Annotated in this window: 20 protein-coding genes; 12 read left to right on the forward strand and 8 right to left on the reverse strand. The window is 58.9% G+C overall.

The genetic code is table 11. The annotated features are described in order from the left end of the window. Position 1: 1 nt before the first annotated feature. The gene (locus tag ACUTQW_RS05640; RefSeq protein ID WP_006325433.1) at positions 2 to 1,156 is read right to left on the reverse strand and encodes an efflux RND transporter periplasmic adaptor subunit; all 1,155 of its coding nucleotides are present in this window, start codon (positions 1,154 to 1,156) and stop codon (positions 2 to 4) included. A 115-nt stretch (positions 1,157 to 1,271) separates the two neighbouring features. Then, entirely contained in the window at positions 1,272 to 2,786 is a 1,515-nt protein-coding gene (locus ACUTQW_RS05645; RefSeq protein ID WP_006325435.1) for an MDR family MFS transporter, read from the reverse strand. 82 nt (positions 2,787 to 2,868) lie between these two features. Here ACUTQW_RS05645 and ACUTQW_RS05650 point away from each other — a divergent pair, with 82 nt between their 5' ends. Together ACUTQW_RS05650 and ACUTQW_RS05655 are read left to right on the forward strand one after the other, a co-directional pair. Further along, positions 2,869 to 3,537 carry a TetR/AcrR family transcriptional regulator gene (locus tag ACUTQW_RS05650; RefSeq protein WP_006325436.1) on the forward strand — a complete coding sequence of 223 codons (669 nt, stop codon included), beginning with the start codon at positions 2,869 to 2,871 and terminating at the stop codon, positions 3,535 to 3,537. 154 nt (positions 3,538 to 3,691) lie between these two features. Continuing rightward, positions 3,692 to 4,741, forward strand: coding sequence for a type II asparaginase (locus ACUTQW_RS05655; RefSeq protein WP_004944676.1), 1,050 nt, complete (start codon positions 3,692 to 3,694; stop codon positions 4,739 to 4,741). 62 nt (positions 4,742 to 4,803) lie between these two features. Here the strand turns inward: ACUTQW_RS05655 and ACUTQW_RS05660 are convergent, their stop codons facing one another. Continuing rightward, positions 4,804 to 5,997: a benzoate/H(+) symporter BenE family transporter gene (locus ACUTQW_RS05660; protein ID WP_445654816.1), complete on the reverse strand. Its 1,194-nt coding sequence runs from the start codon at positions 5,995 to 5,997 to the stop codon at positions 4,804 to 4,806. 298 nt (positions 5,998 to 6,295) lie between these two features. Here ACUTQW_RS05660 and ACUTQW_RS05665 point away from each other — a divergent pair, with 298 nt between their 5' ends. Next, positions 6,296 to 7,690, forward strand: coding sequence for an aminotransferase-like domain-containing protein (locus ACUTQW_RS05665; RefSeq protein WP_020439072.1), 1,395 nt, complete (start codon positions 6,296 to 6,298; stop codon positions 7,688 to 7,690). A 32-nt stretch (positions 7,691 to 7,722) separates the two neighbouring features. On the opposite strand, the gene ACUTQW_RS05670 is transcribed toward ACUTQW_RS05665, so the two are convergent. Next, positions 7,723 to 8,292: a helix-turn-helix domain-containing protein gene (locus tag ACUTQW_RS05670; protein ID WP_004944689.1), complete on the reverse strand. Its 570-nt coding sequence runs from the start codon at positions 8,290 to 8,292 to the stop codon at positions 7,723 to 7,725. A gap of 129 nt (positions 8,293 to 8,421) precedes the next feature. Between ACUTQW_RS05670 and ACUTQW_RS05675 the strand changes: the two genes are divergently transcribed. Further along, the gene (locus ACUTQW_RS05675) at positions 8,422 to 9,327 is read left to right on the forward strand and encodes a DMT family transporter (RefSeq protein WP_006325439.1); all 906 of its coding nucleotides are present in this window, start codon (positions 8,422 to 8,424) and stop codon (positions 9,325 to 9,327) included. 8 nt (positions 9,328 to 9,335) lie between these two features. Here ACUTQW_RS05675 and ACUTQW_RS05680 read toward each other — a convergent pair whose 3' ends face one another. Then, positions 9,336 to 10,250 (reverse strand): LysR family transcriptional regulator, encoded by a 915-nt coding sequence (locus tag ACUTQW_RS05680; RefSeq protein WP_037430970.1) that lies wholly within the window; start codon positions 10,248 to 10,250, stop codon positions 9,336 to 9,338. A 72-nt stretch (positions 10,251 to 10,322) separates the two neighbouring features. Beyond that, a complete protein-coding gene (locus ACUTQW_RS05685) occupies positions 10,323 to 11,447 on the reverse strand; it encodes an ABC transporter substrate-binding protein (protein WP_020439073.1) in 1,125 nt (374 codons plus the stop codon). Positions 11,448 to 12,092: 645 nt separating this feature from the next. Between ACUTQW_RS05685 and ACUTQW_RS05690 the strand changes: the two genes are divergently transcribed. The 8 genes from ACUTQW_RS05690 to ACUTQW_RS05725 all read left to right on the forward strand — a co-directional run bounded on the left by ACUTQW_RS05690 (position 12,093) and on the right by ACUTQW_RS05725 (position 20,306). Beyond that, positions 12,093 to 13,331 carry an SfnB family sulfur acquisition oxidoreductase gene (locus ACUTQW_RS05690; RefSeq protein WP_004944699.1) on the forward strand — a complete coding sequence of 413 codons (1,239 nt, stop codon included), beginning with the start codon at positions 12,093 to 12,095 and terminating at the stop codon, positions 13,329 to 13,331. An 11-nt stretch (positions 13,332 to 13,342) separates the two neighbouring features. Continuing rightward, positions 13,343 to 14,548: an SfnB family sulfur acquisition oxidoreductase gene (locus ACUTQW_RS05695; RefSeq protein ID WP_006325451.1), complete on the forward strand. Its 1,206-nt coding sequence runs from the start codon at positions 13,343 to 13,345 to the stop codon at positions 14,546 to 14,548. Beyond that, complete coding sequence (locus ACUTQW_RS05700; RefSeq protein WP_445654817.1) at positions 14,548 to 15,993, forward strand: LLM class flavin-dependent oxidoreductase; 1,446 nt, start codon at positions 14,548 to 14,550, stop codon at positions 15,991 to 15,993. Before ACUTQW_RS05695 ends, ACUTQW_RS05700 begins: the two co-directional genes overlap by 1 nt. Positions 15,994 to 16,025: 32 nt before the next feature. Further along, a complete protein-coding gene (locus ACUTQW_RS05705; protein WP_020439075.1) occupies positions 16,026 to 16,838 on the forward strand; it encodes a MetQ/NlpA family ABC transporter substrate-binding protein in 813 nt (270 codons plus the stop codon). A 3-nt stretch (positions 16,839 to 16,841) separates the two neighbouring features. Next, positions 16,842 to 17,933: a methionine ABC transporter ATP-binding protein gene (locus tag ACUTQW_RS05710; RefSeq protein ID WP_020439076.1), complete on the forward strand. Its 1,092-nt coding sequence runs from the start codon at positions 16,842 to 16,844 to the stop codon at positions 17,931 to 17,933. Next, a complete protein-coding gene (locus tag ACUTQW_RS05715; protein WP_020453854.1) occupies positions 17,917 to 18,570 on the forward strand; it encodes a methionine ABC transporter permease in 654 nt (217 codons plus the stop codon). The genes ACUTQW_RS05710 and ACUTQW_RS05715 overlap by 17 nt, the downstream gene beginning before the upstream one ends. A 23-nt stretch (positions 18,571 to 18,593) precedes the next feature. Then, positions 18,594 to 19,544, forward strand: coding sequence for a sulfonate ABC transporter substrate-binding protein (locus tag ACUTQW_RS05720; RefSeq protein ID WP_062790669.1), 951 nt, complete (start codon positions 18,594 to 18,596; stop codon positions 19,542 to 19,544). 339 nt (positions 19,545 to 19,883) lie between these two features. Further along, a complete protein-coding gene (locus ACUTQW_RS05725) occupies positions 19,884 to 20,306 on the forward strand; it encodes an energy transducer TonB (protein WP_020439079.1) in 423 nt (140 codons plus the stop codon). A 51-nt stretch (positions 20,307 to 20,357) separates the two neighbouring features. Here the strand turns inward: ACUTQW_RS05725 and ACUTQW_RS05730 are convergent, their stop codons facing one another. Together ACUTQW_RS05730 and ACUTQW_RS05735 are read right to left on the reverse strand one after the other, a co-directional pair. Continuing rightward, positions 20,358 to 22,187: a family 2A encapsulin nanocompartment cargo protein cysteine desulfurase gene (locus ACUTQW_RS05730; RefSeq protein ID WP_020439080.1), complete on the reverse strand. Its 1,830-nt coding sequence runs from the start codon at positions 22,185 to 22,187 to the stop codon at positions 20,358 to 20,360. Further along, the gene (locus ACUTQW_RS05735) at positions 22,162 to 23,094 is read right to left on the reverse strand and encodes a family 2A encapsulin nanocompartment shell protein (RefSeq protein ID WP_004944722.1); all 933 of its coding nucleotides are present in this window, start codon (positions 23,092 to 23,094) and stop codon (positions 22,162 to 22,164) included. The genes ACUTQW_RS05730 and ACUTQW_RS05735 overlap by 26 nt, the downstream gene beginning before the upstream one ends. Positions 23,095 to 23,188: the final 94 nt, after the last annotated feature.

The following is a 23,188-nucleotide window of genomic DNA, read 5'->3' on the forward strand; positions in this document are numbered from 1 at the left end:
ATTACTGCTCCCCACCGTTAGCCGTGCCGGTCGCCGTCTGTTTCGGCACTTCGACCGCGTTGACTTCGACGCCGGCGGCCACCTTATTGGTGCCTTCGACGATCAGACGATCGCCGTCGTTCAGCCCTTTGCTGACCAACCAGTTGCTGCCGATCACCCGTTCGGTGGTGACCGTGCGCTGCTCGACCTTGTTTTGCGCATTCACCACCAACGCAGTGGCTTCACCTTTGGCATTGCGGGTGATGCCCTGCTGCGGTGCCAGAATGCCTTTCGGATCGACGCCGTTATCGACTCTGGCGTGAACGTACATGCCCGGCAGCAATTCATGCTCCGGGTTAGGGAATACGGCGCGCAGCGTAACTGAGCCGGTAGACTCATCCACCGACACTTCCGTCAGTTCCAGTTTGCCGTCATGCGCATAAGGCGTGCCGTCTTCAAGCTTGATGGCGACCGGTGTGACATCGTCACGTTTTAAGGACGCCTGCAGTTTGCGCAACCTGAGCAGTTGGCTGCTGGACTGCGTGAGATCGACATAGATGGGGTCCAGCGCGCGGATAGTGGCCAGCGCATCGGTCTGGCTGGCGGTAACCAGCGCACCCGGCGTCACCGAGGAAATACCGATACGGCCGGAAATAGGCGCGCGCACCTGGGTATAAGCGAGATTGATTTTGGTGGTTTCCAGCGCCGCCTGATACTGGTCGACAGCGGCGACCGCCTCCAGATAGGTCGCCATCGCATCGTCCGCATCCTGTTTGGAGACGCCATTCTCTTTCACCAGCGCGGCGTAGCGTTGCGCCTTCAGACGGCTGGATTTCACCGTCGCCTGTGCACTTTTCAACTGTGCGGCAGCCTGGTTATAACTGGCCTGATAGGTGGCGGGATCGATTTGATACAGTACCTGGCCGGCTTTTACCTCGGCCCCTTCGGTAAACAGGCGCTGTTTGATCATGCCGTCAACCTGCGGACGAACGTCCGAGGTCATGGTGGCGTTCACCCTGCCGCTCAAATCGCTGCTCAGCGTGACCGGTTGGCCGTGCAGCGTCGCGACCCCCACCTCCGGCGTGCCGCCCGCCCCCATCGGGGCTCCGCCGGGTTTGCCATCACAGGCGGTCAGCAATAACGCCAGGCCGACAAGAAAAATCTTTTTGCTCTGCATCGAGTATCTATCCTATTGAGAACGTTTATTCTCAATATATAGATTCTGATCTTTTTAGTCTGACAGGGTTACGTAAGGATTCGGTAAAAGTCCTTCGCAAAGCATGAGAGACGCCCTATTTTTGCCGCAGCGGCACGTCTTTCAGCAACCAGGTCAGCGCAAAGGCCAGCACCATGACCCAGGCGGCAATCTGGTACACCGAGTGGATCGCCCCGCCGAAAGCCTGCAGATAGTCTTGCTGCAAGGCCGCCGGCAAATGGTGTACCGCCGCCGCGCCCAGAGAACGCGGCAGTTGCGTGCCCTCCGGCAACAACGCGGCCAGGCGGCTGTGCAGCACGTTGGTAAAAATAGCGCCAAACACCGCCACGCCTATCGAACCGCCAATCGAACGGAACAACGTAGCGCTGGAGGTAGCGACCCCCATATGCTGCGGCTCCACGCTGTTTTGCGCCGCCAGAATCATCACCTGCATCACCATGCCCAATCCCAGCCCCAACAGGCTGATATAGAGATACAACCGGTGCACCGGCGTCGAATTTGTCAGCGTGCCGAGCAGGATCATGCCCGCCAACGCGCACAGGGTGCCGATAATCGGGAAGATACGGTATTTGCCCCTTTTGCTGATCAGCCTGCCGCTGACGATCGAGCTGATCATAATGCCGCCCATCAGTGGCAGCAGCTGCATCCCGGCCTGCGAAGGCGTCGAGTCTTTCACCACCTGCAAATACAGCGGCAGGAAGGTCACCGAACCAAACAGCGACATGCCGATGATAAAACCGATCAGGCTGCACAAGACAAAGGTGCGATTACGAAACAGCCCCAGCGGAATGATCGGCTCGCTCGCCAGCCGCTCTTCGTAGATAAACCCGCCCAGCGACACCAATCCGAAGGCCAGAATGCACCACAGCTGGCCATCCGACCAGGCCATGACCGTGCCGCCCTGGCTGGTAAAGAGGATGATGCAGGTCAGCGCCGAGGCGAGATAAGCCGCCCCCAAATAGTCGATTTCGTGTTTAACCCGGTTGACCCGCGACTGGAACACTGCGCCTATCACCAACAGGGCGAAAACCCCCAGCGGCAGGTTGATATAGAAGATCCATCGCCAGGAGAAATGCTGCACCAGCAGCCCGCCGATCAGCGGCCCGACCACCGTCGCCAGGCCAAATACCCCACCGAACAACCCCTGATAGCGTCCGCGATCGGCCGGTGGGATCACGTCGCCCACCACCGCCATGGTCACCACCAATAAACCGCCGCCGCCCAGTCCTTGCAACGCGCGCATCAGGATCAATTGCGTCATGTTCTGTGCCAGTCCGCACAGCACCGAACCGAGCAAAAACACCACGATGGCGATTTGCAGCACGACCTTGCGGCCGAACAGATCGCCAAACTTGCCATACAGCGGCACCACAATGGTCGATGCCAGCAGATAGGCCGTCACGACCCAAGACAAATTCTCCAACCCGCCGAACTCGCCGACGATGGTCGGCAACGCGGTCGAGACGATGGTCTGATCGAGCGCCGCCAGCAGCATCACCAGCAGCAGCGCGGAGAACAGCAAACGGATCGAGGGCGCCTGTTCAGACGCCCTGCCGCTATCTTCGTGGCCTGCGGTGTTATCAATGCCCATTCGAGTGAGTCCGCTTGTAATTAATTAACTGAGTAATTAATATATGAGTTATTCTTTTCTCCGGTCAATGGATCTCGCCGCGATGACAGCACAAAACGTTAAAAAAACCGCCTCTCCACGCCGCCCTGGTAGGCCCAGCGGCGCGGCCAACGGGGCAGAGAAACGGGAGCACTTGCTCGACACGGCGCTGAACTTGTTCGCCCGCCAGGGCATTGCCGATACTTCGCTGAACGCCATTGCCCGCGAGGCCGGCGTTACCCCGGCGATGCTGCACTACTACTTTCACAACCGTGAACAACTGCTCGATGTGCTGATAGACGAACGTTTCCTGCCGGTGAGAATCGCCGCCGGCGACGTTTTCGACGCCAACGAGGACGATCCGGTGGCGGCTTTCACTGAGTTGGCGCAGCGGTTTATCGATATTTCCATCGCGCATCCGTGGTTCGCCCCGCTGTGGTTACGAGAAGTGATGAGCGACAGCGGCGTATTGAAACAGCGAATGGACGAGCGCTTCGGCGACAAGCAACGCAAAACGGCGATGCAGTCCATCGTTCGTTGGCAGGCGGAAGGCAAGCTGCATGCCGATCTGGAGCCCTCTCTGCTGATTGTCACCCTGTTTGGCATGACGCTGCTGCCGTTGGCCACGGCGTCAAAATGGCAGCGCGATAACTCCCTCAACCCACTGTGTGCCGACGATATTGCCCGTCACGCCATTACGCTGCTCACCCACGGCCTGGGGCCGCAACGCTGAAGAGAGATCCATTCTGGTGCGGGCCGCTCCCGCACCGGGTGCAATACCCACCTTGATCCGCTCGCTTTCCCGCTATTTGCGCCCGTCGCTTAACTGGCACCCTTTTTGCTTTGGCTACTCCGCCTAATTTGGCTTTTTAATCAGGGGTAGCGCTATGTTTCAAATAATTAGAGTGGCATTTGTTTTATTGACCTTAGGTTGCGCCAACGCGGCGACCGCGGCCGGGGAGTTACCGCACATCGTTATTTTGGCCACTGGCGGCACCATCGCCGGCTCGGCAGCCTCCAATACCCAAACCACCGGCTACAAAGCCGGGGCGCTTGGGGTGGATACCTTGATCGCCGCGGTACCGGAAATGCAGAAAATCGCCCGGGTGGACGGCGAGCAGATTGCCAATATCGGCAGCGAAAACATGACCAGCGAGATCCTGCTCAAACTGTCAAAACGCGTCAACGAACTGCTGGCGCGCGATGACGTCGCCGGCGTAGTGATCACCCACGGCACCGACACGCTGGATGAATCGCCCTATTTCCTTAACCTGACGGTAAAAAGTAACAAACCGGTAGTGTTCACTGCCGCCATGCGCCCGGCGACGGCCATCAGCGCCGACGGCCCGATGAACCTGCTGGATGCGGTGACCGTCGCCGCCGATAAACAGGCAGCCGGCCGCGGCGTCATGGTGGTGCTGAACGATCGTATTGGTTCCGCCCGTTTCAGCACCAAAACCAACGCCACCACGCTGGACACCTTCAAAGCGCCGGAGGAAGGTTATTTGGGGGTGATTGTCGGCGGTAAACCTTACTTTGAAACCCGGGTGGATAAAATTCACACCACTCGCTCGGTCTTTGACGTGCGCAATGTCAGCGCGCTGCCGAAGGTCGACATTATTTACGGTTATCAGGACGATCCTGAATACATGTATGACGCAGCCATTCAGCACAAGGTAGACGGGATTGTTTATGCCGGCACCGGTGCCGGGTCGGTTTCAGTGCGTAGCTCGGCCGGGATCAAAAAAGCGGAAAAAGCCGGCGTGCTGGTCGTTCGCGCCAGCCGCACCGGCAGCGGTATTGTTTCTGAAGATGCGGGCCAGCCCGGCCTGGTTTCCGACTCGCTCAACCCGGCTAAATCACGCATTCTGTTGATGCTGGCGCTGACCAAAACCCATAATCCGCAGGTGATTCAGGACTATTTCCACACCTATTAATCTGCGCCCTTCCCTCAGAGCCGGGCGGCTCTGAGGGGATCTCTTTCATCCTCAATCGCGTTCTATCTGGCCAACAACGGACGGCGGCCAGAAAGCACAGTCAGGGAGAAGTGCGCGGCCAACCCGAAGATCAACCCCCAGAATACCGACGCCATGCCTAAAAAGTTCATGCCGGACGCCGTGACCAGGAAAGTGATTAACGCCGCTTCCCGCTGCTTCTCGTCGGCCATTGCGCCGGTCAACCCGGTGCTGATGGCGCCAAACAGCGCCAGCCCGGCCAGCGAGATAATCAGTTCTTTGGGTAATGCAGTAAACACCGAGGCCAGCGTCGCGCCGAAAATCCCCATCACAATGTAGAAAATCCCGCAGGCCACGCCGGCGATGTAGCGTTTGCTTTTCTCGCGGTGCGCCTCTTCGCTGGTGCAAATCGCTGCGGTAATGGCCGCCAGATTTACCCCGTGCGAGCCAAACGGCGCCAGCAACACTGAGGCAATCGCGGTCATCGAGACGATCGGCCGAGCCGGTGTGGCGTAACCGGAGGAGCGCAACACCGCCATGCCGGGCACATACTGACCGGTCAGCGTCACCAGCGTAAGCGGCAGTGCGATATTAATGATGGCGTGCCAGCTCCAGGCCGGGGTAATCAGAACCGGGTGGGCTACGCTGACGACGATATCCCCGCCGTTCAACATGCCGCTCATTCCCGCCACTGCGCCGCCGATCACCAACACGGCGACAATGGCATAGCGTGGCAACAGGCGTTTAAACAACAGGTAGGTCACGAACATGGCCATGACCAGCGCCGGTTGCAACTGAATGGACACAAACATCTCGGCGCCAAAGTGGAATAAAATCCCGGCCAGCATGGCGGCGGCGATCGACCGGGGTAATTTACCGATCAGTTTATCGAAGGCGCCGGACAGACCAATGACGGCGATAATGAGCGAAGAAACGATATAAGCCCCCACCGCCTCGTTGATCTTCACCCCTGGCAATAACCCGACCAGCAATGCCGCGCCGGGCGTAGACCAGGCGGTGATCACCGGCACCCGCAGATGCCAACTCAAAATCAGCCCGGTGATGCCGCTGCCGATGGAGATGGCCCAAATCCAGGAGGAGATCACCTCCGTGGGCAAGTGCGCCGCACTGGCGGCCTGAAACACGATGATCAACGGGCCGGCGTAAGACACTATCACCGCGATGGCGCCCGCCACTACCGCCGAAAGAGAAAAATCCTGTCGCAATCTGTCCATCATTACCCCTATCAATGCACATCGATTAAATCGATGTAATATGCCAGAAAAGAAAAACCCCGATAAATTAACTTAAAAACAACAAGTTGGAGATGCATAAACAAACAATATTTCGAAAATAACATCGATTGAATCGAGTTAATTTAAGTCGATTGTATCTGTGTAATTCTTTCTGTGTTAATACTTATTACATCAATTTAATGGCTGGCTTATACTGTAATCGTCTTATCCCCACCCTGCGGCCAGCAATGCCAAAGCAGAAAGCCCGTGGGGATAGCCATTCAAAGCATACAGAGGGTCTATGTGGACACCGCGCTTCAGTGAGAAAAATGCCCCGGTGTATTTGCTGATTGCAGATGCGCTGCAAAATGACATCAACAACGGCGTGCTGCCTGCCGGTTCACGTTTGCCTACATTGAAAGAGCTGGCGCAGACGCTGGCCGTTACGCCGGGCACCGTTAATCGCGCTTATGAAGAAGCTGCGCGGCGCGGGCTGGTTCAGGGCGAAGTGGGCCGCGGGACCTTTGTGCTGGCTGCGCCTGAAAGGGCCATGGAAAGCGCGCGCCTGCCCCACTTTAGCCCTTCATCTTCCGCCCAGCGGGATCATATCGATCTGTCGGTGATCAAACCGGAGGTGCAGGCCCAGGAACAAGGGATCCGCACCGCACTCGAGCATCTGGTCGCCAGCCCGGAGCTGGGGCTGGCGCTCGACTATTCGCCGGAAGGCGGCCATCCGGCGCATCGCGACGCCGGCGCCAGTTGGCTGCGGCGTTTTTTGCCCGATGTGCATTGGCAGCAAGTGGTGTTGACCGCCGGCGCTCAGCACGGTTTGCTGGTCGCCATCAACGCATTGACGGTGCACCAGGACCTTATCCTGTGCGAAGCGCTGTGTTATCCGGGCATTATCTCGCTGGTTCATGGCAATGGACGGCGGTTGCGCGGGGTCGAAATGGATAGCGAGGGCATAGTGCCAGACTCGCTGAGAGCACTGTGCCGCCAGGAAAAACCGGCGATGCTGATCTGCGTGGCGAGCTGCCAAAACCCCACCACGGTGGTGATGTCGAACGCCAGACGGGCCGAAATCGCGCAGATTGCCCGCGAGTTCGACTTTTACATTCTCGATGACGACATTTACGGTTTTCTTACCGCAGAGCCGGTCGAGGCGCTGTCTTCGTTTGCTCCTGAACGCTCGGTGTACCTGACCAGCCTGTCGAAAAGCATCTCACCGGCGTTGCGCATCGGTTATCTGCATGCGCCGGCGGAAACCCTGTCGCGGTTGACGTCGATGGTGCGAACCAGCATCTGGATGCCTTCCCCGCTTATCGCGCAGTTGGCCAGCAATATCGTGACTTCCGGCATTGGGGCTGAAATGCTGCAAACCCAGAAGCAAGAAGCGGCGGCGCGCCAGGCCATCGCCGCAGAGGTTTTCCACGGGCTGGAGGTCGCTTCGCAACCCTACGGTTACCACATTTGGGTCACTCTGCCCGAGCCCTGGACCAGCGATGAGTTCGCCAATCTGGCGCGCGCTCAGGGGGTGAATATTTCCAGCGGCACGCAATTCTTGGCCGAACGCAGCGGCCACACGCGTGCCGTACGCATCGTGCTGATGTCGCCAACCAGCCGCAGCGAATTGAAATTTGCCCTGACCAAGCTGCGCAGCATGATCGAATCCGCAGAACCCCGCCTGTATTACTGAGGCCCTGGCCCGGCGCGCTTTACCGCGCCGGGTTAGCCTTGTTCAATCAGCATCACCGCCGTGGTATCCGCCTCCAGGGCTTCAAAAATATGCTCCCGATCGGCGGAGTAACTGATGTAATCCCCCGCACTCAACTCCACCGGCTGCTCCGTCGGCCCGATTCGCGCCCTGCCGCTGCTGATAATCACGTGCTCAATGGTGCCCGGCATATGCGGGCGTGAAACCCGCGTCTCGCCCGGCTGAACGCGCAAACGGTAAATATCGCGCTGTGCTCCCGGCGGGCAGGTTGCCAGCAACGTAGCGGCATAGTTGGCCTGTTCGGAAACCGTGGTGACCCCTTCGTTGGCGCGGATCACCTGTACGTGCTGACGCGGTTGAGAGATTAACCGGCTGACCGGCACGTCGAGGGCCATCGCCAGCGACCACAAGGTTTCCAGGCTTGGGTTGCCGCTGCCGGTTTCCAATTGCGAAAGCGTCGATTTTGCGATGCCGGCGCGGCGCGCCAGTTCGGTGACCGATAGCCCCAACCGCTCGCGTTCGCGGCGAATGGCGGCCGAAAGCAGGCCGATGGGCGTGCCGGTATTGCTGGAGTTATCGCTCATTGTTCACCATATCATCCATTTGTTCGACTTGACGAACAGGCATGCGCTGTTCATCATAATGTTCAGTTGTTCATTTTAATGGTGTTCGTCGACGGCGGCAAGCACGGCACTCAATCAGGGAGAAGGCAAATGAAGGTAAACACCCGCGGCGTAGTACAGATGACCCTGGCGATGGTGATCTCCGGCACCGTCGGCTGGCCGGTGATCGCGCTAGGGCAACCGCCAACGACGGTCGTTTTCTGGCGTTGCGCGTTTGGCGCGCTGGCGATGTTGATCGCCTGTGCCCTGCTTGGCCTGTTGAAGAAAGGCATGCTGACCCGACGTCAGGCCGCCGTGGCGGTATTGGGCGGCATGGCGCTGGTGCTGAACTGGACGCTGTTGTTTGGCGCTTATGCCCATGCCTCTATCGCCGTAGCCACGGTCACCTATCACGTCCAACCTTTTATGCTGGTCGGGCTGGGCGTACTGTTCTTTGGCGAAAAGCTGACGGCAAATAAGCTGGCTTGGCTGCTGCTGGCCTTCGGCGGCATGTTGCTGATCATTACCGGCCGCCCAGGCGCTGAGGGTTCGGGGTCGGATTACGTTATCGGCGTGCTGTTGGCATTGGGCGCGGCGTTTATGTATGCGGTGGCGGCGGCGATCGTCAAAGGGCTAAAAACCGTGCCGCCGCATTTGATCGTATTGATCCAGCTCAGCGTCGGGGTGGTGGTGCTGGCGCCGTTCGCCGGCCTGGCCCACCTGCCCTCAACGGCCAATGCCTGGTTGCTGCTGGCGACCATCGGCCTGGTGCATACCGGGCTGATGTCTTCGCTGCTGTATGGCGCGATCCAGAAAATCCCCACCAGCCTGGTCGGCGCGTTGTCGTTCATCTACCCGCTGGTGGCGATCATCGTCGATTGGGCGGTCTTCGGGCACCGCCTCAGCCTGATGCAGCTCTTGGGCGCAGCCGCCATCCTGATTGCCGCTGCGGGCATGAACTTTGGCTGGCGGGTGATGCGCGCGGGTAAAACCGCCCACGCGGCGGAGGGGCAGTAAGCGGCGGGTTATTTTTTCAAGGCGTGCAGGCTGGCGAGCACCTTCTGCAACGCCCTGCTCAGTGGCTTATCCTGGCGCAGTACGATGCCCAAAGTGCGCTCAAGCGCGGGCGTAAGAGCGTCTCCCCGGGTACCGGACAGTGCCATGCGCGGCACAATGCTGTACCCAAGCCCGGCGGCAACCATCTCTTTGATCGCCTCTATGCTGCCCAGTTCCATTACCGGCGCGGGTTTAACCCCCGCGTCAAGGAACCAGCCATCAATCAAACGGCGGGTGCTGCTGCCGGATTCAAAAGCCACCCACGGGAGCGCACCCAGAGTTTGCGGGGTGAACGTGGCAGGCAAATCGGGGGAATCGGCCGGGAAAATGACGGCAAACTCGTCTTGCAGCAGCGGCGTCAACTGCAAGCTGCGGCCATTGGCCGGAAAGGTCACCAATGCGATGTCGATGCGGTTTTCTTCCACCGCTTTCACCATGTCATCGGTGTTGCCGGTGCGCACCCCGACGTTCAACAAGGGATAAGCCTGTTTCAACTCCCGCAGCAGCGTCGGCAGCAAATGGATACAGGCGGTGGCGCCTGTGCCCAGAGTCACGGTGCCGGCAATCTCCTGCGCGTGGCCGGCCATGTCGCTCAGCGCATGATCCACCGCCGCATTGATGTGACTTATGTGTTCCAGCAGCGCCTCACCGGCGGACGTCGGCCGCACGCGCCTGGCGACCCGCTCCAGCAGCCGAACGTGCAGCCGCTGTTCCAACTGCCGGATTTGCAAGCTGACCGCAGGCTGGGTCAGCCCAAGCACTTCCCCTGCGGCGGAAAAACTCCCTTGCCTGACCACCAAAGCAAAAGTCTGAAGCTGGTCCAAATTAAGCTTGCCCACCACGCAATACCCCTTATGCAAAATGCCGATGCCGGTCCCCCACATGAGGAACCGGCATCGCTGAGTGTATCCTTGCGGGCGGCCTTTGTAATCAGGACAAACCCGGAGCGAATGGCGTTATTGCGCCGGTAATGAAACCCAGTAGCCTGGCTGGTAAGGCAGCGGCAGGAACTTCTCGTGGAATTCTCTGAAGGTGCGATCCGGATCCAAATCGCGGAAGAGATCCGGGTGCAGCCATTTGGCCATTACCTGAATGGCGACAAACTGATACGGGCTGTCATAGAACTGATGCCAAATGGCGTGCGCATTGCCGTTATGGGCCACCGGCAGCGTGCGGAATGCCGGGCGCTCCATCAAACGTTGCAGCCGTTTCTGCGCCTGTTGGCTATCGGCCCCCGGACCAACGCCCACCCATTGCCCGATGGTATTGTAATTTTTCCAGTTGGCGCCGGTGACAATCGCCACCTCAGGCTTGCTGGCGATGATTTGCTCAGGGTTCAGCGTGCCGAAAGTACCGGGGATCAGATCCTTGGCGATATTCTTTCCGCCGGCCACTTCCACCATGCGGCCAAAATTCTCATCGCCAAACGACATGCAGCACTCTTCGCTGTAACCGCCGGCGCGGTCGATCATCACCGACGGACGGTGACCGGTGAAGTTCGCCAGGCGTGAGGTGACGCGGGCAATTTCACGCTGACGGAACTGAACAATGTCTTCGGCACGCTGTTGCTTGCCGAGCAACTGCCCCATAATGCGAATGCTTTTATCCGCATTTTCAAAAGGTTTCTCGCGAAAATCGATAAACACTACCGGTACGCCCACCGCTTTCAGTTTTTCGATCAACTGGCCTTCATCGGTAGCGGCCTTTGACTCCAGGTTCATCAGCACCAAATCGGGTTTCAGCGTCAGCGCCTGCTCAACGTTGAAGGTGCCGTCTTTAGCGCCGCCAAAGGTCGGTAATTTTTTGATTTCCGGGTAACGGGCTTCATAAGCCCTATAACCGTCATAATCTGCCTTGGGGAAGTCATCGCGCCAGCCCACCACCCGCTTGAAAGGGGCGTCGGTATCAAAGGCCGCCAGCAGATAAATCTGACGCCCTTCGCCCAAAATGATGCGTTTCACTTCGCCGGGAATTTCAACCTTCCGCCCGCTCACGTCCGTGATCACCGTGGACTGAGCCCCAGCGCAAAACATCATTCCCAGGCCGAGTAAACCGATGGCGGCGCGCAATTTTCGTAACATATTTCTTTCCCCACTAAAGATAATGATTATCGTTATCAAATTATTGGGCGTTAATATGTCTCAATTTGTTGCCTCATGAAAGCGATTGTTACGGCTCGGACCAAAGGTCAGAGCAGTTCGCCTTCGGCCTTCCGACCCGGCCATCTGGACAGCCCTTCATGGATAACAGGTTTTCCTTTCTCGTTAGCAGAAAGCCTGACGGCGGTGAACCTATTATCCCGAAAACCTCAAAAGCTAAGCGAAATAACGTATTCGACCCGTTTTAAAATAGCTGTTACCTCTATTAAGCAGACACGGAGGAGGAATTAACGATGACGCGTTATGTGTGGAATAACCGGCTGAAACAGCGCATCCGTTTCAGCTACTGGAATGAGCTGTGCGTCACTGGCTGCGCGGGTAGAGCCCTCTTGCCCGCGGGTATTCGTTATCGGTGCGGGAAAATCATCCCCCGCCTATCGCAAAGCTAATTAATCGCTAAGCAATGGACTATTTATAATAAGCCTTTGCTTTACACCGCAACCTGCAAATTATTATTATCACTTCGTACCCCACCCGTTGTAACAACTTAAATTTTAATTATATTTCATCGCGCTACGCCCGCGGCGGCGCGCTATTTACTGCCGTCTCCGTATTGAGGACATCGTTATGGTTGTTTCTGTTTTGCCTGCGCCGGATGCGGCCAATTTCCCTCCCGCAGAAGAATGGACCCACAGGATTGTCGACGACCAACAGGCGCTGGATGCAGCGCGACAAGTCGCCGTGGCCGCCGCGCCTGAAGCCCAACTGCGTGACCGCCAGCGGCGCTATCCGTTGCAACAGTTGGCGCTGTTTACCCAGTCTGGCCTCGGTGGCATTTCCATTCCGCGCGAATACGGCGGACCGGAACTGTCCTTTACCACGCTGGCGGAGGTGTTTCGCCTGATTTCCGCCGTCGATCCGGCGCTGGGGCAAATTCCGCAAAACCATTTCGGCCTGATTCAGTTAATTCGTGATGCCGGCAGCGAAGAACAAAAACGGCGTATTTTCGCGGCGGTGCTGGCCGGTCAACGCATCGGGAACGGTGGCCCGGAGAAAAACAGCAAGCACACGTTGGATATGCAGAGCCGCTTACGGCAAACCGCAGACGGCCTGCGCTTTACCGGCGACAAATTTTACTCCACCGGCGCGCTGTTCGCCCATATCGTCGCCGCCAAGGCACTCGACGATCGGCAGCAGCCGGTACTGGCATTGATCCCCCACCCGGCGGCAGGTCTGGAGATCGTCGACGACTGGTCCGGCATGGGGCAGCGCACTACCGCCAGCGGCACGGTGCGCCTGCGCGAGGTTCTGGTCGATCCGGCCAATGTGATCCCGCTGCTGCCGCTGGCAGAAAAACCGACGATTCAGGGCGCCGTTTCCCAACTGATTCAGGCCGCCATCGATGCCGGCATTGCGCAGGGCGCGCTGGATGAGGCCACCCAGTTTATTCGCGAGCGTTCCCGCCCCTGGATCGACGCAGGCGTCGAACGCAACGCGGACGATCCCTACATTCTGGCCGACGTCGGCCGGCTCAGCATGGAGTTGAGCGCGGCGAACGCCCTGTTGCGCCGTGCGGCGCGGACGCTCGATGAGGTTGACCGCTGGCCGGTAACCGCCGAAAGCGCCGCAGCGGCGTCGATCGCGGTCGCCGAAGCCAAGGTGTTGACCACGGAAGTGGCGCTGTTGGCCAGCGAAAAGCTGTTCGAATGGTCCGGCAGCCGCGCCACGCTGGCGGAGCACGGCCTCGATCGCCACTGGCGCAACGCACGCACCCACACGTTGCACGATCCGGTGCGCTGGAAATACCACGCCATTGGCGAGTACTACCTCAACGGCCGCTTTCCGGCGCGCCATTCGTGGATTTAAAGGAGCAGAACATGACCACTCAGGTAGCCCCTCAACGCGTGGCGCAACGCATTACCAGCCCCGAACAGGCGCTGGAGACCGCACACCGGCTGGCGGAGCAATTCAGCCCGACCGCCGCCGAGCGTGACAGCCAACGGCGATTGCCGGTAGCCGAACTGGCAGACCTGTTCGCCTCTGGGCTCGGCGCGATTACCGTGCCGCAAGAATTTGGCGGCCCGGGGTTGTCGAATCGCGTGCTGGCGCAGGTCATCGCTATTCTCAGCCAGGGCGATGCGTCGATCGGCCAGGTGCCGCAAAACCACTATTACGCGCTGGAAGTGCTGCGGGTGAACGGTTCGCCGCAGCAGCAACGGCGGCTGTACCAGGAAGCGCTGGCCGGCGTGCATTTCGGCAATGCGCTGGCGGAGTTTGCCAGCAAGGCCGCCCACCACCGCAGCACCTCGCTGGCCAGGCATGAAGGCCAATGGCAGCTGTCGGGCCAAAAGTTTTACGCTACCGGCGCGTTGTACGCCGGGCGCATCCCGACCGCAGCGCGGGGTGAAGACGGTAAAGAACAGTTGGTGTTTTTGCCGCGCAATACGCCTGGCCTGAGCATCACCGACGACTGGTCCGGCTTTGGCCAGCGCACCACCGGCAGCGGCAGCGTGACGCTGGAACAGTGCCCGGTGGATGAAGAGGATATCGTGCCCTTCCAGACGGCGTTTGAACGGCCGACGCCGGTTGGCCCGCTGGCGCAAATCATGCACGCCGCCATCGACCAGGGCATCGCCAAAGCCGCGTGGCAGGACATGCTGCAATTTGTTCGCAGCCGTTCGCGCCCGTGGATTGATGCCGGTGTCGAACACGCCAGCGAAGACCCGCTGACGCTGGACCGCATCGGCAAAATTTCCGCCCGCATTCAGGCCGGTGACGCCCTGCTGGCGGTAGCCGGTGAAGCCATCGATGTCGCTCAGCGCCACAGCGATGCCCTGTCGGTCGCACAAGCCTCGATCGAGGTCGCCACGGCGCGCGCCTGGACCACCGAGGTCGCGCTGGCCGCCGGCAATCTGCTGTTTGAGCTGGCCGGTAGCCGTGCCACGCTGCAGGAATATAACCTCGATCGCCACTGGCGCAACGCCCGAACCCACACCTTGCACGATCCGGTGCGCTGGAAATACCCGGCGATCGGCAATTACGTGCTGAACGGGGTGCTGCCGCCGCGCCGGGGGACTCTGTAATGAGCGTCATCGCCAAAGAAGTTCTGCTGAACGCCTTCAACATGAACTGCGTCGGCCACATTCATCACGGCATGTGGACCCATCCGCAGGATCGCTCCACCGAGTTCAACCAGCTCGGCTACTGGACCGAGCTGGCGCAGTTGCTGGAGCGTGGGCTGTTCGACGGGCTGTTTATCGCCGATATCCTCGGCGTTTACGATGTCTATCAGCAAAACATCGCCCTGACCGCCCGCGAGTCGATACAGCTGCCGGTTAACGATCCGCTGTTGCTGGTGTCGGCGATGGCCGGAGTGACCCAACATCTGGGCTTCGGCATCACCGCCAACCTGAGTTACGAAGCGCCCTATCCCTTTGCCCGTCGCTTGTCGACGCTGGACCATCTGACCCAGGGCCGCATCGGCTGGAATATCGTCACCGGCTATCTGGACAGCGCCGCGCGTGCGATGGGGTTGAACGAACAGATCGGGCACGATCGCCGTTACGATCAGGCCGATGAGTTTCTCGACGTGGCCTATCAGTTATGGGAAGGCAGTTGGGAAGGGCACGATCGCCGTTACGATCAGGCCGATGAGTTTCTCGACGTGGCCTATCAGTTATGGGAAGGCAGTTGGGAAGATGACGCCGTGTTGGCCGACCGCCAACGGCGGATTTACGCCGATGCGCACAAGATCCACAAGGTTACCCACCGCGGCGAGTTTTATCAGGTGGAGGGCTATCACCTGTCTTCGCCTTCGCCGCAGCGTACCCCGCTGCTGTTCCAGGCCGGCAGCTCGGCGCGCGGTATTCAGTTCGCCGCCCGCCACGCGGAGTGCACCTTCGTTAACCACGCTACCCCGGCGGTAATGAAAGCGCAGGTGGACAAGCTGCGTAGCGCAGCGGTGGCGGCCGGCCGTCAGCGACAGGATTTGAAAGTGTTTATGGGGGTCGGCGTTATCGTTGCGCCAACCGCCGCCGAGGCGCAGGACAAATACCGTGAATATCTGCGTTACGCCAGCCCCGAAGCCGGTCTGGCGCATTTTTCCAGTTCGACCGGTATCGATCTTTCACGCTTTGGTCTGGACGACCCGATCCAGGCCGGGCCGACGCAGGCCATTGAGTCGGTAACCCAAACCTACAGCGGCTGGACCCGCCGCCAATTGCTGGAACAGCACGCCATGGGCGGGCGTTATCCGCTGGTGGTGGGCGATCCGCAACAGGTGGCGGATGCGTTGCTGCAATGGGTGGATCAGGCCGATATCGACGGGTTTAACCTGACGCGCATCGTTAACCCAGGCAGCTACCGCGATTTTATCGATCTGGTGGTGCCGGAGTTGCAAGCCCGTGGCCGCTACAAAACCGCCTACCGTGCCGGCAGCCTGCGGCAAAAGCTGTTTCGACAGCAGGATCGCTTGCCGCAAAGCCATCCGGCGGCCGGCTGGCGTCTGGGTGCGCCGTTACCCGTTTGAACCCTTATTTTTTCTTTTGAAGGAACAACCCTATGACAATACCCTCTCGGACAAAAACACTGCTGTTTTCGGCGTTGCTGGCACTCTCAAGCGCGGCGGCTGCGGCCAATGATTACAGCGGTGCGCTGAAAGTCGGCACCACCGCCGCCTTCGCCCCGCCGCTGGAGGTGGCGGCGGAAGAGGCTCGCAAACAGGGGCTGAAGGTCGACATCATCGAATTCAGCGACTGGACCGCGCCGAACGTCAGCCTGGAAAACGGCGATATCGACGTCAACCTGTTCCAGCACCTGCCGTTCCTGCACAACGCCAATAAAGAAGGCAATTTCCACCTGGTGGCCTATGCCCCGGCGATCATCAATAACGTCGGGCTGTACTCCAAAAAATACCAAAGCATCGCCGATCTGCCGGAGGGTGCCAAAGTGGCGATCGCCAACGACGTGATTAACGGTGGCCGCGGTCTGTTGCTGTTGCAAAAAGCCGGGCTGATTAAGCTCAAACCGGGATCCGGCCTGCAGGCCACCCAGGCAGACATCGTCAGTAACCCTAAACACATCAAAATTATCGAAGTGGAAGCGGTGCAACTGGCACGCACGCTGGAGGAAGTTGACCTGGCGCAGGGCTATCCGCACTATCTGCGGCTGTCCGGCACCGTCGATCCCAACAGCGCCCTGCTGTTCGACGGTCTGGAAAACCCGGAGTACGTGATCCAGTTCGTGGTCCGAGATGGCCATCAGGATGACCCGCGCCTGCGCAAGTTTGTCGACGTTTACCAGCATTCACCGGTCGTGCGCGCCAAACTCGACAGTTTCTACGGCAAGCTGTATCAGCCGGGCTGGAGCCAGTAGTTTATGTCCAGCCTGATTTTGCCTAACCCAGGCGCCCTGGTCGCCGAAGAGGTGGTGCGCCGCCATGATGACACCCACCTGCGCTTTACCCGGCTCAGCAAGCGTTACCCCGGCCAACTGACCGAGGCGCTGAAGGAGATCTCCCTGGACATTCGCCGTGGGGAGATCTTCGGCATTATCGGCCGCAGCGGCGCCGGCAAGTCGTCCCTGATCCGCACCATTAACCGGCTGGAACGCCCCAGCGGCGGTAGCGTGGAGGTCGATGGCGTCGATATCGGCCAATTGGATGAAGATCAACTGGTGGCTTATCGGCGGCGCACCGGCATGATTTTTCAGCACTTCAATCTGCTGTCGGCCAAAACCGTCCGGCAGAATATCGAGTTGCCGCTGCGGGTGGCGGGCGTGTCGGTCGCCGAGCGGCGCGACAGAGTGGACGCATTGCTGGAGCTGGTCGGGCTGAGCGACTACCCGGACGCCTATCCGGCGCAGCTTTCCGGCGGGCAGAAACAGCGGGTCGGCATCGCCAGGGCGCTGGTGCATAACCCCGAATTGCTGTTGTGCGATGAAGCTACCTCCGCGCTCGATCCGGAAACCACCCGCGCCATTCTGGCGTTGTTACAGCGCATCAACCGTGAGTTCAACATCACCATAGTGCTGATTACCCATGAAATGGAGGTGATCCATGATATCTGCCACCGGGTGGCGGTGCTGGAACGGGGGGAGATTATCGAATGCGGCCCGGTGTGGCAGGTGTACGGCAACCCGCAGCAGGAAACGACCCGTATCCTGCTGACCCCCTCACACGATCGCTTGCCGGAGGAATGGGTTGGGCGGATCGCCGCCACGCCCCCCACGCCGGATGCACCGCAATTGATCCGGCTACGCTACCGCGGCCAAGGTGCATCGCTGGAGCTAAACCACGTGCTGGCGGCTTTTCAGGGCAGCGTGACGCTGGTGGAAAGCGCCATTGAGCATATTCAGGGGCGCGCCATCGGTTATCTGTTGTTAACCGTGACGCCGTCACCGAATAATCGAACCATTCCGCAGACGCTGGCCGACAGCGTGGAGGTCCTGGGCTATGTCACTGTTGCTTGAACGGCTGTGGGCCGGATTTCTCGATACGTTGCTGATGGTGGGCGTTTCGTCCCTGTTGGCGTTGATTCTGGGATTGCCGCTGGCGATCCTGTTGGTGGTCAGCGAACGCGGTGGATTGTATGAGCAGGTTGGCGTTCAGCGGGTGCTCGGCTGGCTGGTGAATCTGTTCCGCTCGATCCCCTTTCTGATCCTGATGGTGGCGCTGATCCCCTTCACCCGCATGATTGTCGGCACCTCTTACGGCGTATGGGCCGCCGTGGTGCCGCTGACCATCGCCGCCATGCCGTTTTTCGCGCGTATCGCCGAAGTCAGCCTGCGAGAGGTGGATCACGGCCTGGTGGAAGCGGCGCAGGCAATGGGCTGCCGCCGTGGGCATATCATTCGCCATGTGCTGCTGCCGGAAGCCATGCCCGGTATTGTCAGCGGCTTTACCATCACCCTGGTGACCATGATTAACGCCTCTGCGATGGCCGGAGCCATAGGCGCAGGCGGCCTGGGTGACCTGGCTTACCGTTATGGTTACCAGCGTTTCGACACCCAGGTGATGCTCACCGTCATCGTGGTGTTGGTGGCGCTGGTGACCCTGCTGCAATTTTTTGGCGATCGGCTTTCCCGCCGGTTAAACCACCGTCATTAACCTTTACTGACTGGATATGTGTAATGAAAAAACTGAAAGCCTCGCTGATCGCCGCTTCGCTGCTGTTGGGTGCATTTGCCCTGCCGACCGTTGCGGCGCAGGAAAAACCGCAGCAAATCACCATCGGTTACCAGAAAGCCAATATCTTCGCCCTGTTGAAATATCGCGGTACGCTGGAACAAACCCTGACGCCGCAGGGCATCAAGGTGCGCTGGATTGAGTTTCCCGCCGGGCCGCAAATGCTCGAAGGGCTGAACGTCGGCAGCATTGATCTGGCGGCTACCGGCGATGCGCCACCGGCTTTTGCCCAGGCTGCCAAAGCCGATTTGATCTATCTGGGGCATTCGCCGGCCAGCCCGAAAACCGAAGCCATAGTGGTGCCGCAGGATTCGCCGATCAAAACCGTTGCCGACCTCAAAGGCAAACGCGTTGCGCTGAACAAAGGCTCCGACGTCAACTACCTGTTGGTCAGCGCGCTTGAGCAGGCCGGGCTGAGCTACAAAGACGTGACACCGGTGTATTTGCCGCCGAGTGACGCCCGCGCCGCCTTCCAGCGCGGCAGCGTAGACGCCTGGGTGATTTGGGACCCTTACTACGCCGAGGTGGAAACCCACGCCAACGCCCGTCTGCTGAAGGATGCCGAAGGTCTGGTGCCGCATTACACCTTCTATCTCGCCAGCCGCCACTTTGCCGAAACCTACCCGGACAGCGCAAAATTGGTGATCGACCAGCTAAGTGAACTGAGCGCCTGGGCCAATGCCCATCAGGACGACGCGGCGAAGATCCTGGCGCAAAGCACCGGGTTGGAGCAGGCCATTTGGGCCAGAGCCCTCGCCCGCATGCCGTTCGGCAGCCAACGCATGACGCCGGCGGTATTTGCCGAACAGCAGCAATTAGCCGACAAGTTCACCGCGATTGGCCTGCTGCCGGTCAAGGTGGACGTCAGCGCCGCACGCTGGTCTGAGGATAAGTAACTTGCTGAATATATTTGCATTAATTCAGCAAAGCAAAGCGATATTCGGCATTTAACCTGCGGGGATATTTTTATTATTATCGGGATATGTCTCTGGGAGCATTTTCTTTCAGGGCCTGTCTACCGGAGTTTTTGTCCTTGTTTCGTTCGTCGCGAACTTTATTTTGGCCGCACTTTTGTGCGGCTTTTCTTTTTGTGGTTAAAAACACGCTAAACGTGCAATTTTCCACGTTATTCAGGCTCCCCCCTCTATAATGTTTCCAGTGAAAAAATATGCCCCCTAAATGGTGGAATGGGAGTTAAATAGCTCCCTGACGGAAACCTGAGCAGGAACCATGACATGACACGTTTTATCCTTATGCCGCTTGCCACTGTTATTCTGGCAGGTTGTACGCCAATGAAACCCTCAGGATGTGAAAAAACCAGCGCCGTGGGTGATTGTATTTATGCAAGGGGTGCCGAAAACACCACGTCGAAGGTTGTTCAGCCGCCCAATTTGGGCTGTGACGGGCAAGTTTTTTACGAACGTCCGTTTTATCCCGCTGCCGCAATGGCGAAAAAGATTGACGGTAAAATAACAGGTACGTTTGACGTTGATGATAGAGGTAAAGCAAAGAATATCGAACTAACGGGAAATCCAGAATTCTATTATGAAGCGAAAAGCGCTATTGCTCGTAGCTGCTGGAAACCCGGTAGCTTGCATGAAAAAGTCTCGTTTACCTTCAACGTTACCGGTGATGCAACTCTGGGGGCCGGGGGATAAAAAAAACCGGCGCAGAGTGTTCTGCGCCGGCCGGGTTATCACGTCTCGTTGTTAGCGCCCTTTCGCCAGCTTGTGCAAGGTTGCCGCCAACAGATCCACTTCCTCGTAGGTATTGTAAAACGCCAGCGATGGCCGCACCGTCGCCTCAACGCCAAAGCGCCTCAGGATCGGTTGGGCGCAGTGATGGCCGGAACGCACCGCAATGCCTTCACGGTTAAGCGCGTTGCCCACTTCTTCGGTACGGTAGCCGCTCAGCACAAACGACAGCACGCTGGCCTTATTGGCTGCGGTGCCAATCAGGCGCAGGCCGGGAATGCGGATCAACTGCTCGGTGGCGTACTCCAGCAATTCATGCTCATAACGGTTGATATTATCGAGCCCCAGGCGTTCGACATAGTCCAGCGCCGCCCCCAACCCCACCGCGTCTGCGATGTTGCCGGTGCCGGCTTCAAACCTGGCCGGTGCCGGCTGGTACAGCGTTTTCTCAAAGGTGACATCGGCAATCATATTGCCGCCACCCTGCCACGGCGGCAGGGTTTCCAGCAGCTCCGCCTTGCCGTACACCGCGCCGATGCCGGTTGGGCCAAACACCTTGTGGCCGGAGAACACGTAAAAGTCCGCGTCCAGCGCCTGCACGTTAACCTTCAGGTGCGATACCGCCTGTGCGCCGTCTACCAACACCCGCGCTCCGGCCTGATGAGCCAGCGCAATCACCTGCTCGACCGGCGTCACCGTGCCCAGCGCATTGGATACCTGGGTGATCGACACCAAACGGGTACGCGGCGACAAGAGCTTGCGGTATTCATCCAGCAGAATCTGCCCGCTGTCATCCACCGGGATCACCCGAATTTTAGCCCCCACGCTGGCGGCAAGCTGCTGCCAGGGCACGATGTTGGCGTGGTGTTCCAACTGGGAAACCACGATTTCATCGCCTTCGCCGATGTGTTGCCGGCCAAAGGTGTTGGCAATCAGGTTAATGGCTTCCGTTGCGCCTCGGGTAAAGATAATTTCCGCCGGTGATTTGGCCCCCAGAAAACGAGCAACGCTGTTTCTGGCCCCTTCATAAGCATCCGTTGCCCTGGCGGCCAGCTCATGCGCCGCACGGTGGATATTCGAGTTTTCATGGGCGTAGAAATACGCCAGTCGATCGATAACCACTTGCGGTTTATGGGTGGTGGCGGCGTTATCCAGCCACACCAGGGGTTTGCCGTTAACCCGTTCGGAAAGAATGGGAAAGTCGCGGCGTACGGCATGCACATCAAAACTGCTGCGCGGCCGTTGCTGCGGTGCGGCTTCTCGCCGTGGTTGCCCCTGTTCCAGGAAATAATACTGCCCGCTGGTCGCCTCTTGCGCTACGCCGCTAACCGGTGCCGCGACGGCAGGAAACAGCGATCCGATAACCGACTCCAGCCCGCCGTTGACCGCCCCGGCGAAGGGTTGGTCACTAAGATGGGCCTGACCGGTGAGCGCCTGTTCCGCCAGGCCGTCCAGCCCGGTATCCTGCGGCAAGCGTTTTTGCCGGGCCTGATTTTCGCTCAGAAAATAGAACCCCGCCGTCGCCGCCGGATCCCGTGGCTGAGGCAGTGTCGGCGGAGCCAAAAAGGCTTGCCGCTCTGCGCCCTGCTGCCAGCCGGACAACCTTTGCGCCTCCAGGCCGTCGGTGGCCAGCGCCGGTTCTAGAGCCGGCGTAAAGGTCTGCGGCAACACCGTCGTGGCGCGCTCGCCGCCTGCGGCCGGTTGCAGCCCTGCACCAGCTTCACGTCCAGGCAAGGCACTGAAGATCTGATTAGCCAGGTTAGCCAGCGCGTTAACGTCCGGCAATCCGGCTGGCGGCTGCGCCTCGTGAGGCAATGAACTACTTGTAACTGTCTGGATAGTCATGATATTTGCTCACATCAACATCGTCTAAAACGGCAACGGCATCTTCAGTCAGAACCGCCAATGAGCAGTAAAGGGAGATCAGGTAGGAGGCTATCGCATTGCGGTTAATCCCCATAAAGCGCACCGACAGCCCCGGGCTTTGCTCACCCGCGACGCCCGGCTGGTAAAGGCCAATGACACCCTGACGTTTTTCCCCGGTACGCAGCAGGATAATTTTGGTTTTGCCTTCTTCGTCGATGGGCAGCTTGTCCGAGGGGATCAGCGGCAAGCCACGCCAGGTGAGAAACTGCGAACCGAACAGACTGACGGTTGGCGGCGGCACGCCACGGCGGGTGCACTCGCGGCCAAAGGCGGCGATGGCTAACGGATGAGCGAGGAAGAAACCGGGTTCTTTCCATACTTTGGTGATCAGTTCGTCCAGATCGTCCGGCGTCGGCGCACCGGTCAGCGTTGAAATACGCTGGGCGTCATCGACGCTGGCCAATAAACCGTACTCAGGGTTATTGATCAGCTCGTTTTCCTGGCGCTCTTTAATGGTTTCAATGGTCAGGCGCAGCTGTTCGCGAATTTGATCGTGCGGGCTGCTGTATAAATCGGAGACGCGGGTATGCACATCCAGAATGGTGGTAACGGCATTGAGAAAATACTCGCGCGGCGCTTCTTCGTAATCCACATAGGTCTGGGGTAACAATCCTTCATCGCGCTGCGAGCAGGCAACCTGAACATTTAACGGATTCTTGACCTTGTTCAGGCGAAATATCCCGGCCTCGACCGGTGTCCATTGCAGCAAATGCACCAACCAACGCGGGGTGATAATGGATAATTGCGGGACGGTCTTTGTCGCGTTAGCCAATTGCCGTGCTGCATTATCCCCTAATGCAAGCCGGGCGTCATTGTGTTGAGACATGGTTGTTTCTCCTGAAAAAAATAGGCTGGTGATAAATAATTAATAATTACCGGTTAAATAGCGCGTCAAATAAAATATCGATTTATTGATTCCG

Source organism: Serratia sp. TSA_7 (assembly GCF_052692135.1).

What these genes read in the sequence shown, in the direction of transcription:
- ACUTQW_RS05710 (WP_020439076.1), top strand. Translation starts at nt 16,842, where the DNA reads ATGTCCAGCCTGATTTTGCCTAACCCAGGCGCCCTGGTCGCCGAAGAG.
- ACUTQW_RS05700 (WP_445654817.1), top strand. Translation starts at nt 14,548, where the DNA reads ATGAGCGTCATCGCCAAAGAAGTTCTGCTGAACGCCTTCAACATGAAC.
- ACUTQW_RS05730 (WP_020439080.1), bottom strand. Translation starts at nt 22,187, where the DNA reads ATGACTATCCAGACAGTTACAAGTAGTTCATTGCCTCACGAGGCGCAG.
- ACUTQW_RS05655 (WP_004944676.1), top strand. Translation starts at nt 3,692, where the DNA reads ATGTTTCAAATAATTAGAGTGGCATTTGTTTTATTGACCTTAGGTTGC.
- ACUTQW_RS05705 (WP_020439075.1), top strand. Translation starts at nt 16,026, where the DNA reads ATGACAATACCCTCTCGGACAAAAACACTGCTGTTTTCGGCGTTGCTG.
- ACUTQW_RS05685 (WP_020439073.1), bottom strand. Translation starts at nt 11,447, where the DNA reads ATGTTACGAAAATTGCGCGCCGCCATCGGTTTACTCGGCCTGGGAATG.
- ACUTQW_RS05650 (WP_006325436.1), top strand. Translation starts at nt 2,869, where the DNA reads ATGACAGCACAAAACGTTAAAAAAACCGCCTCTCCACGCCGCCCTGGT.
- ACUTQW_RS05670 (WP_004944689.1), bottom strand. Translation starts at nt 8,292, where the DNA reads ATGAGCGATAACTCCAGCAATACCGGCACGCCCATCGGCCTGCTTTCG.
- ACUTQW_RS05695 (WP_006325451.1), top strand. Translation starts at nt 13,343, where the DNA reads ATGACCACTCAGGTAGCCCCTCAACGCGTGGCGCAACGCATTACCAGC.
- ACUTQW_RS05640 (WP_006325433.1), bottom strand. Translation starts at nt 1,156, where the DNA reads ATGCAGAGCAAAAAGATTTTTCTTGTCGGCCTGGCGTTATTGCTGACC.
- ACUTQW_RS05720 (WP_062790669.1), top strand. Translation starts at nt 18,594, where the DNA reads ATGAAAAAACTGAAAGCCTCGCTGATCGCCGCTTCGCTGCTGTTGGGT.
- ACUTQW_RS05645 (WP_006325435.1), bottom strand. Translation starts at nt 2,786, where the DNA reads ATGGGCATTGATAACACCGCAGGCCACGAAGATAGCGGCAGGGCGTCT.
- ACUTQW_RS05660 (WP_445654816.1), bottom strand. Translation starts at nt 5,997, where the DNA reads ATGATGGACAGATTGCGACAGGATTTTTCTCTTTCGGCGGTAGTGGCG.
- ACUTQW_RS05675 (WP_006325439.1), top strand. Translation starts at nt 8,422, where the DNA reads ATGAAGGTAAACACCCGCGGCGTAGTACAGATGACCCTGGCGATGGTG.
- ACUTQW_RS05690 (WP_004944699.1), top strand. Translation starts at nt 12,093, where the DNA reads ATGGTTGTTTCTGTTTTGCCTGCGCCGGATGCGGCCAATTTCCCTCCC.
- ACUTQW_RS05680 (WP_037430970.1), bottom strand. Translation starts at nt 10,250, where the DNA reads ATGTGGGGGACCGGCATCGGCATTTTGCATAAGGGGTATTGCGTGGTG.
- ACUTQW_RS05735 (WP_004944722.1), bottom strand. Translation starts at nt 23,094, where the DNA reads ATGTCTCAACACAATGACGCCCGGCTTGCATTAGGGGATAATGCAGCA.
- ACUTQW_RS05725 (WP_020439079.1), top strand. Translation starts at nt 19,884, where the DNA reads ATGACACGTTTTATCCTTATGCCGCTTGCCACTGTTATTCTGGCAGGT.
- ACUTQW_RS05665 (WP_020439072.1), top strand. Translation starts at nt 6,296, where the DNA reads ATGTGGACACCGCGCTTCAGTGAGAAAAATGCCCCGGTGTATTTGCTG.
- ACUTQW_RS05715 (WP_020453854.1), top strand. Translation starts at nt 17,917, where the DNA reads ATGTCACTGTTGCTTGAACGGCTGTGGGCCGGATTTCTCGATACGTTG.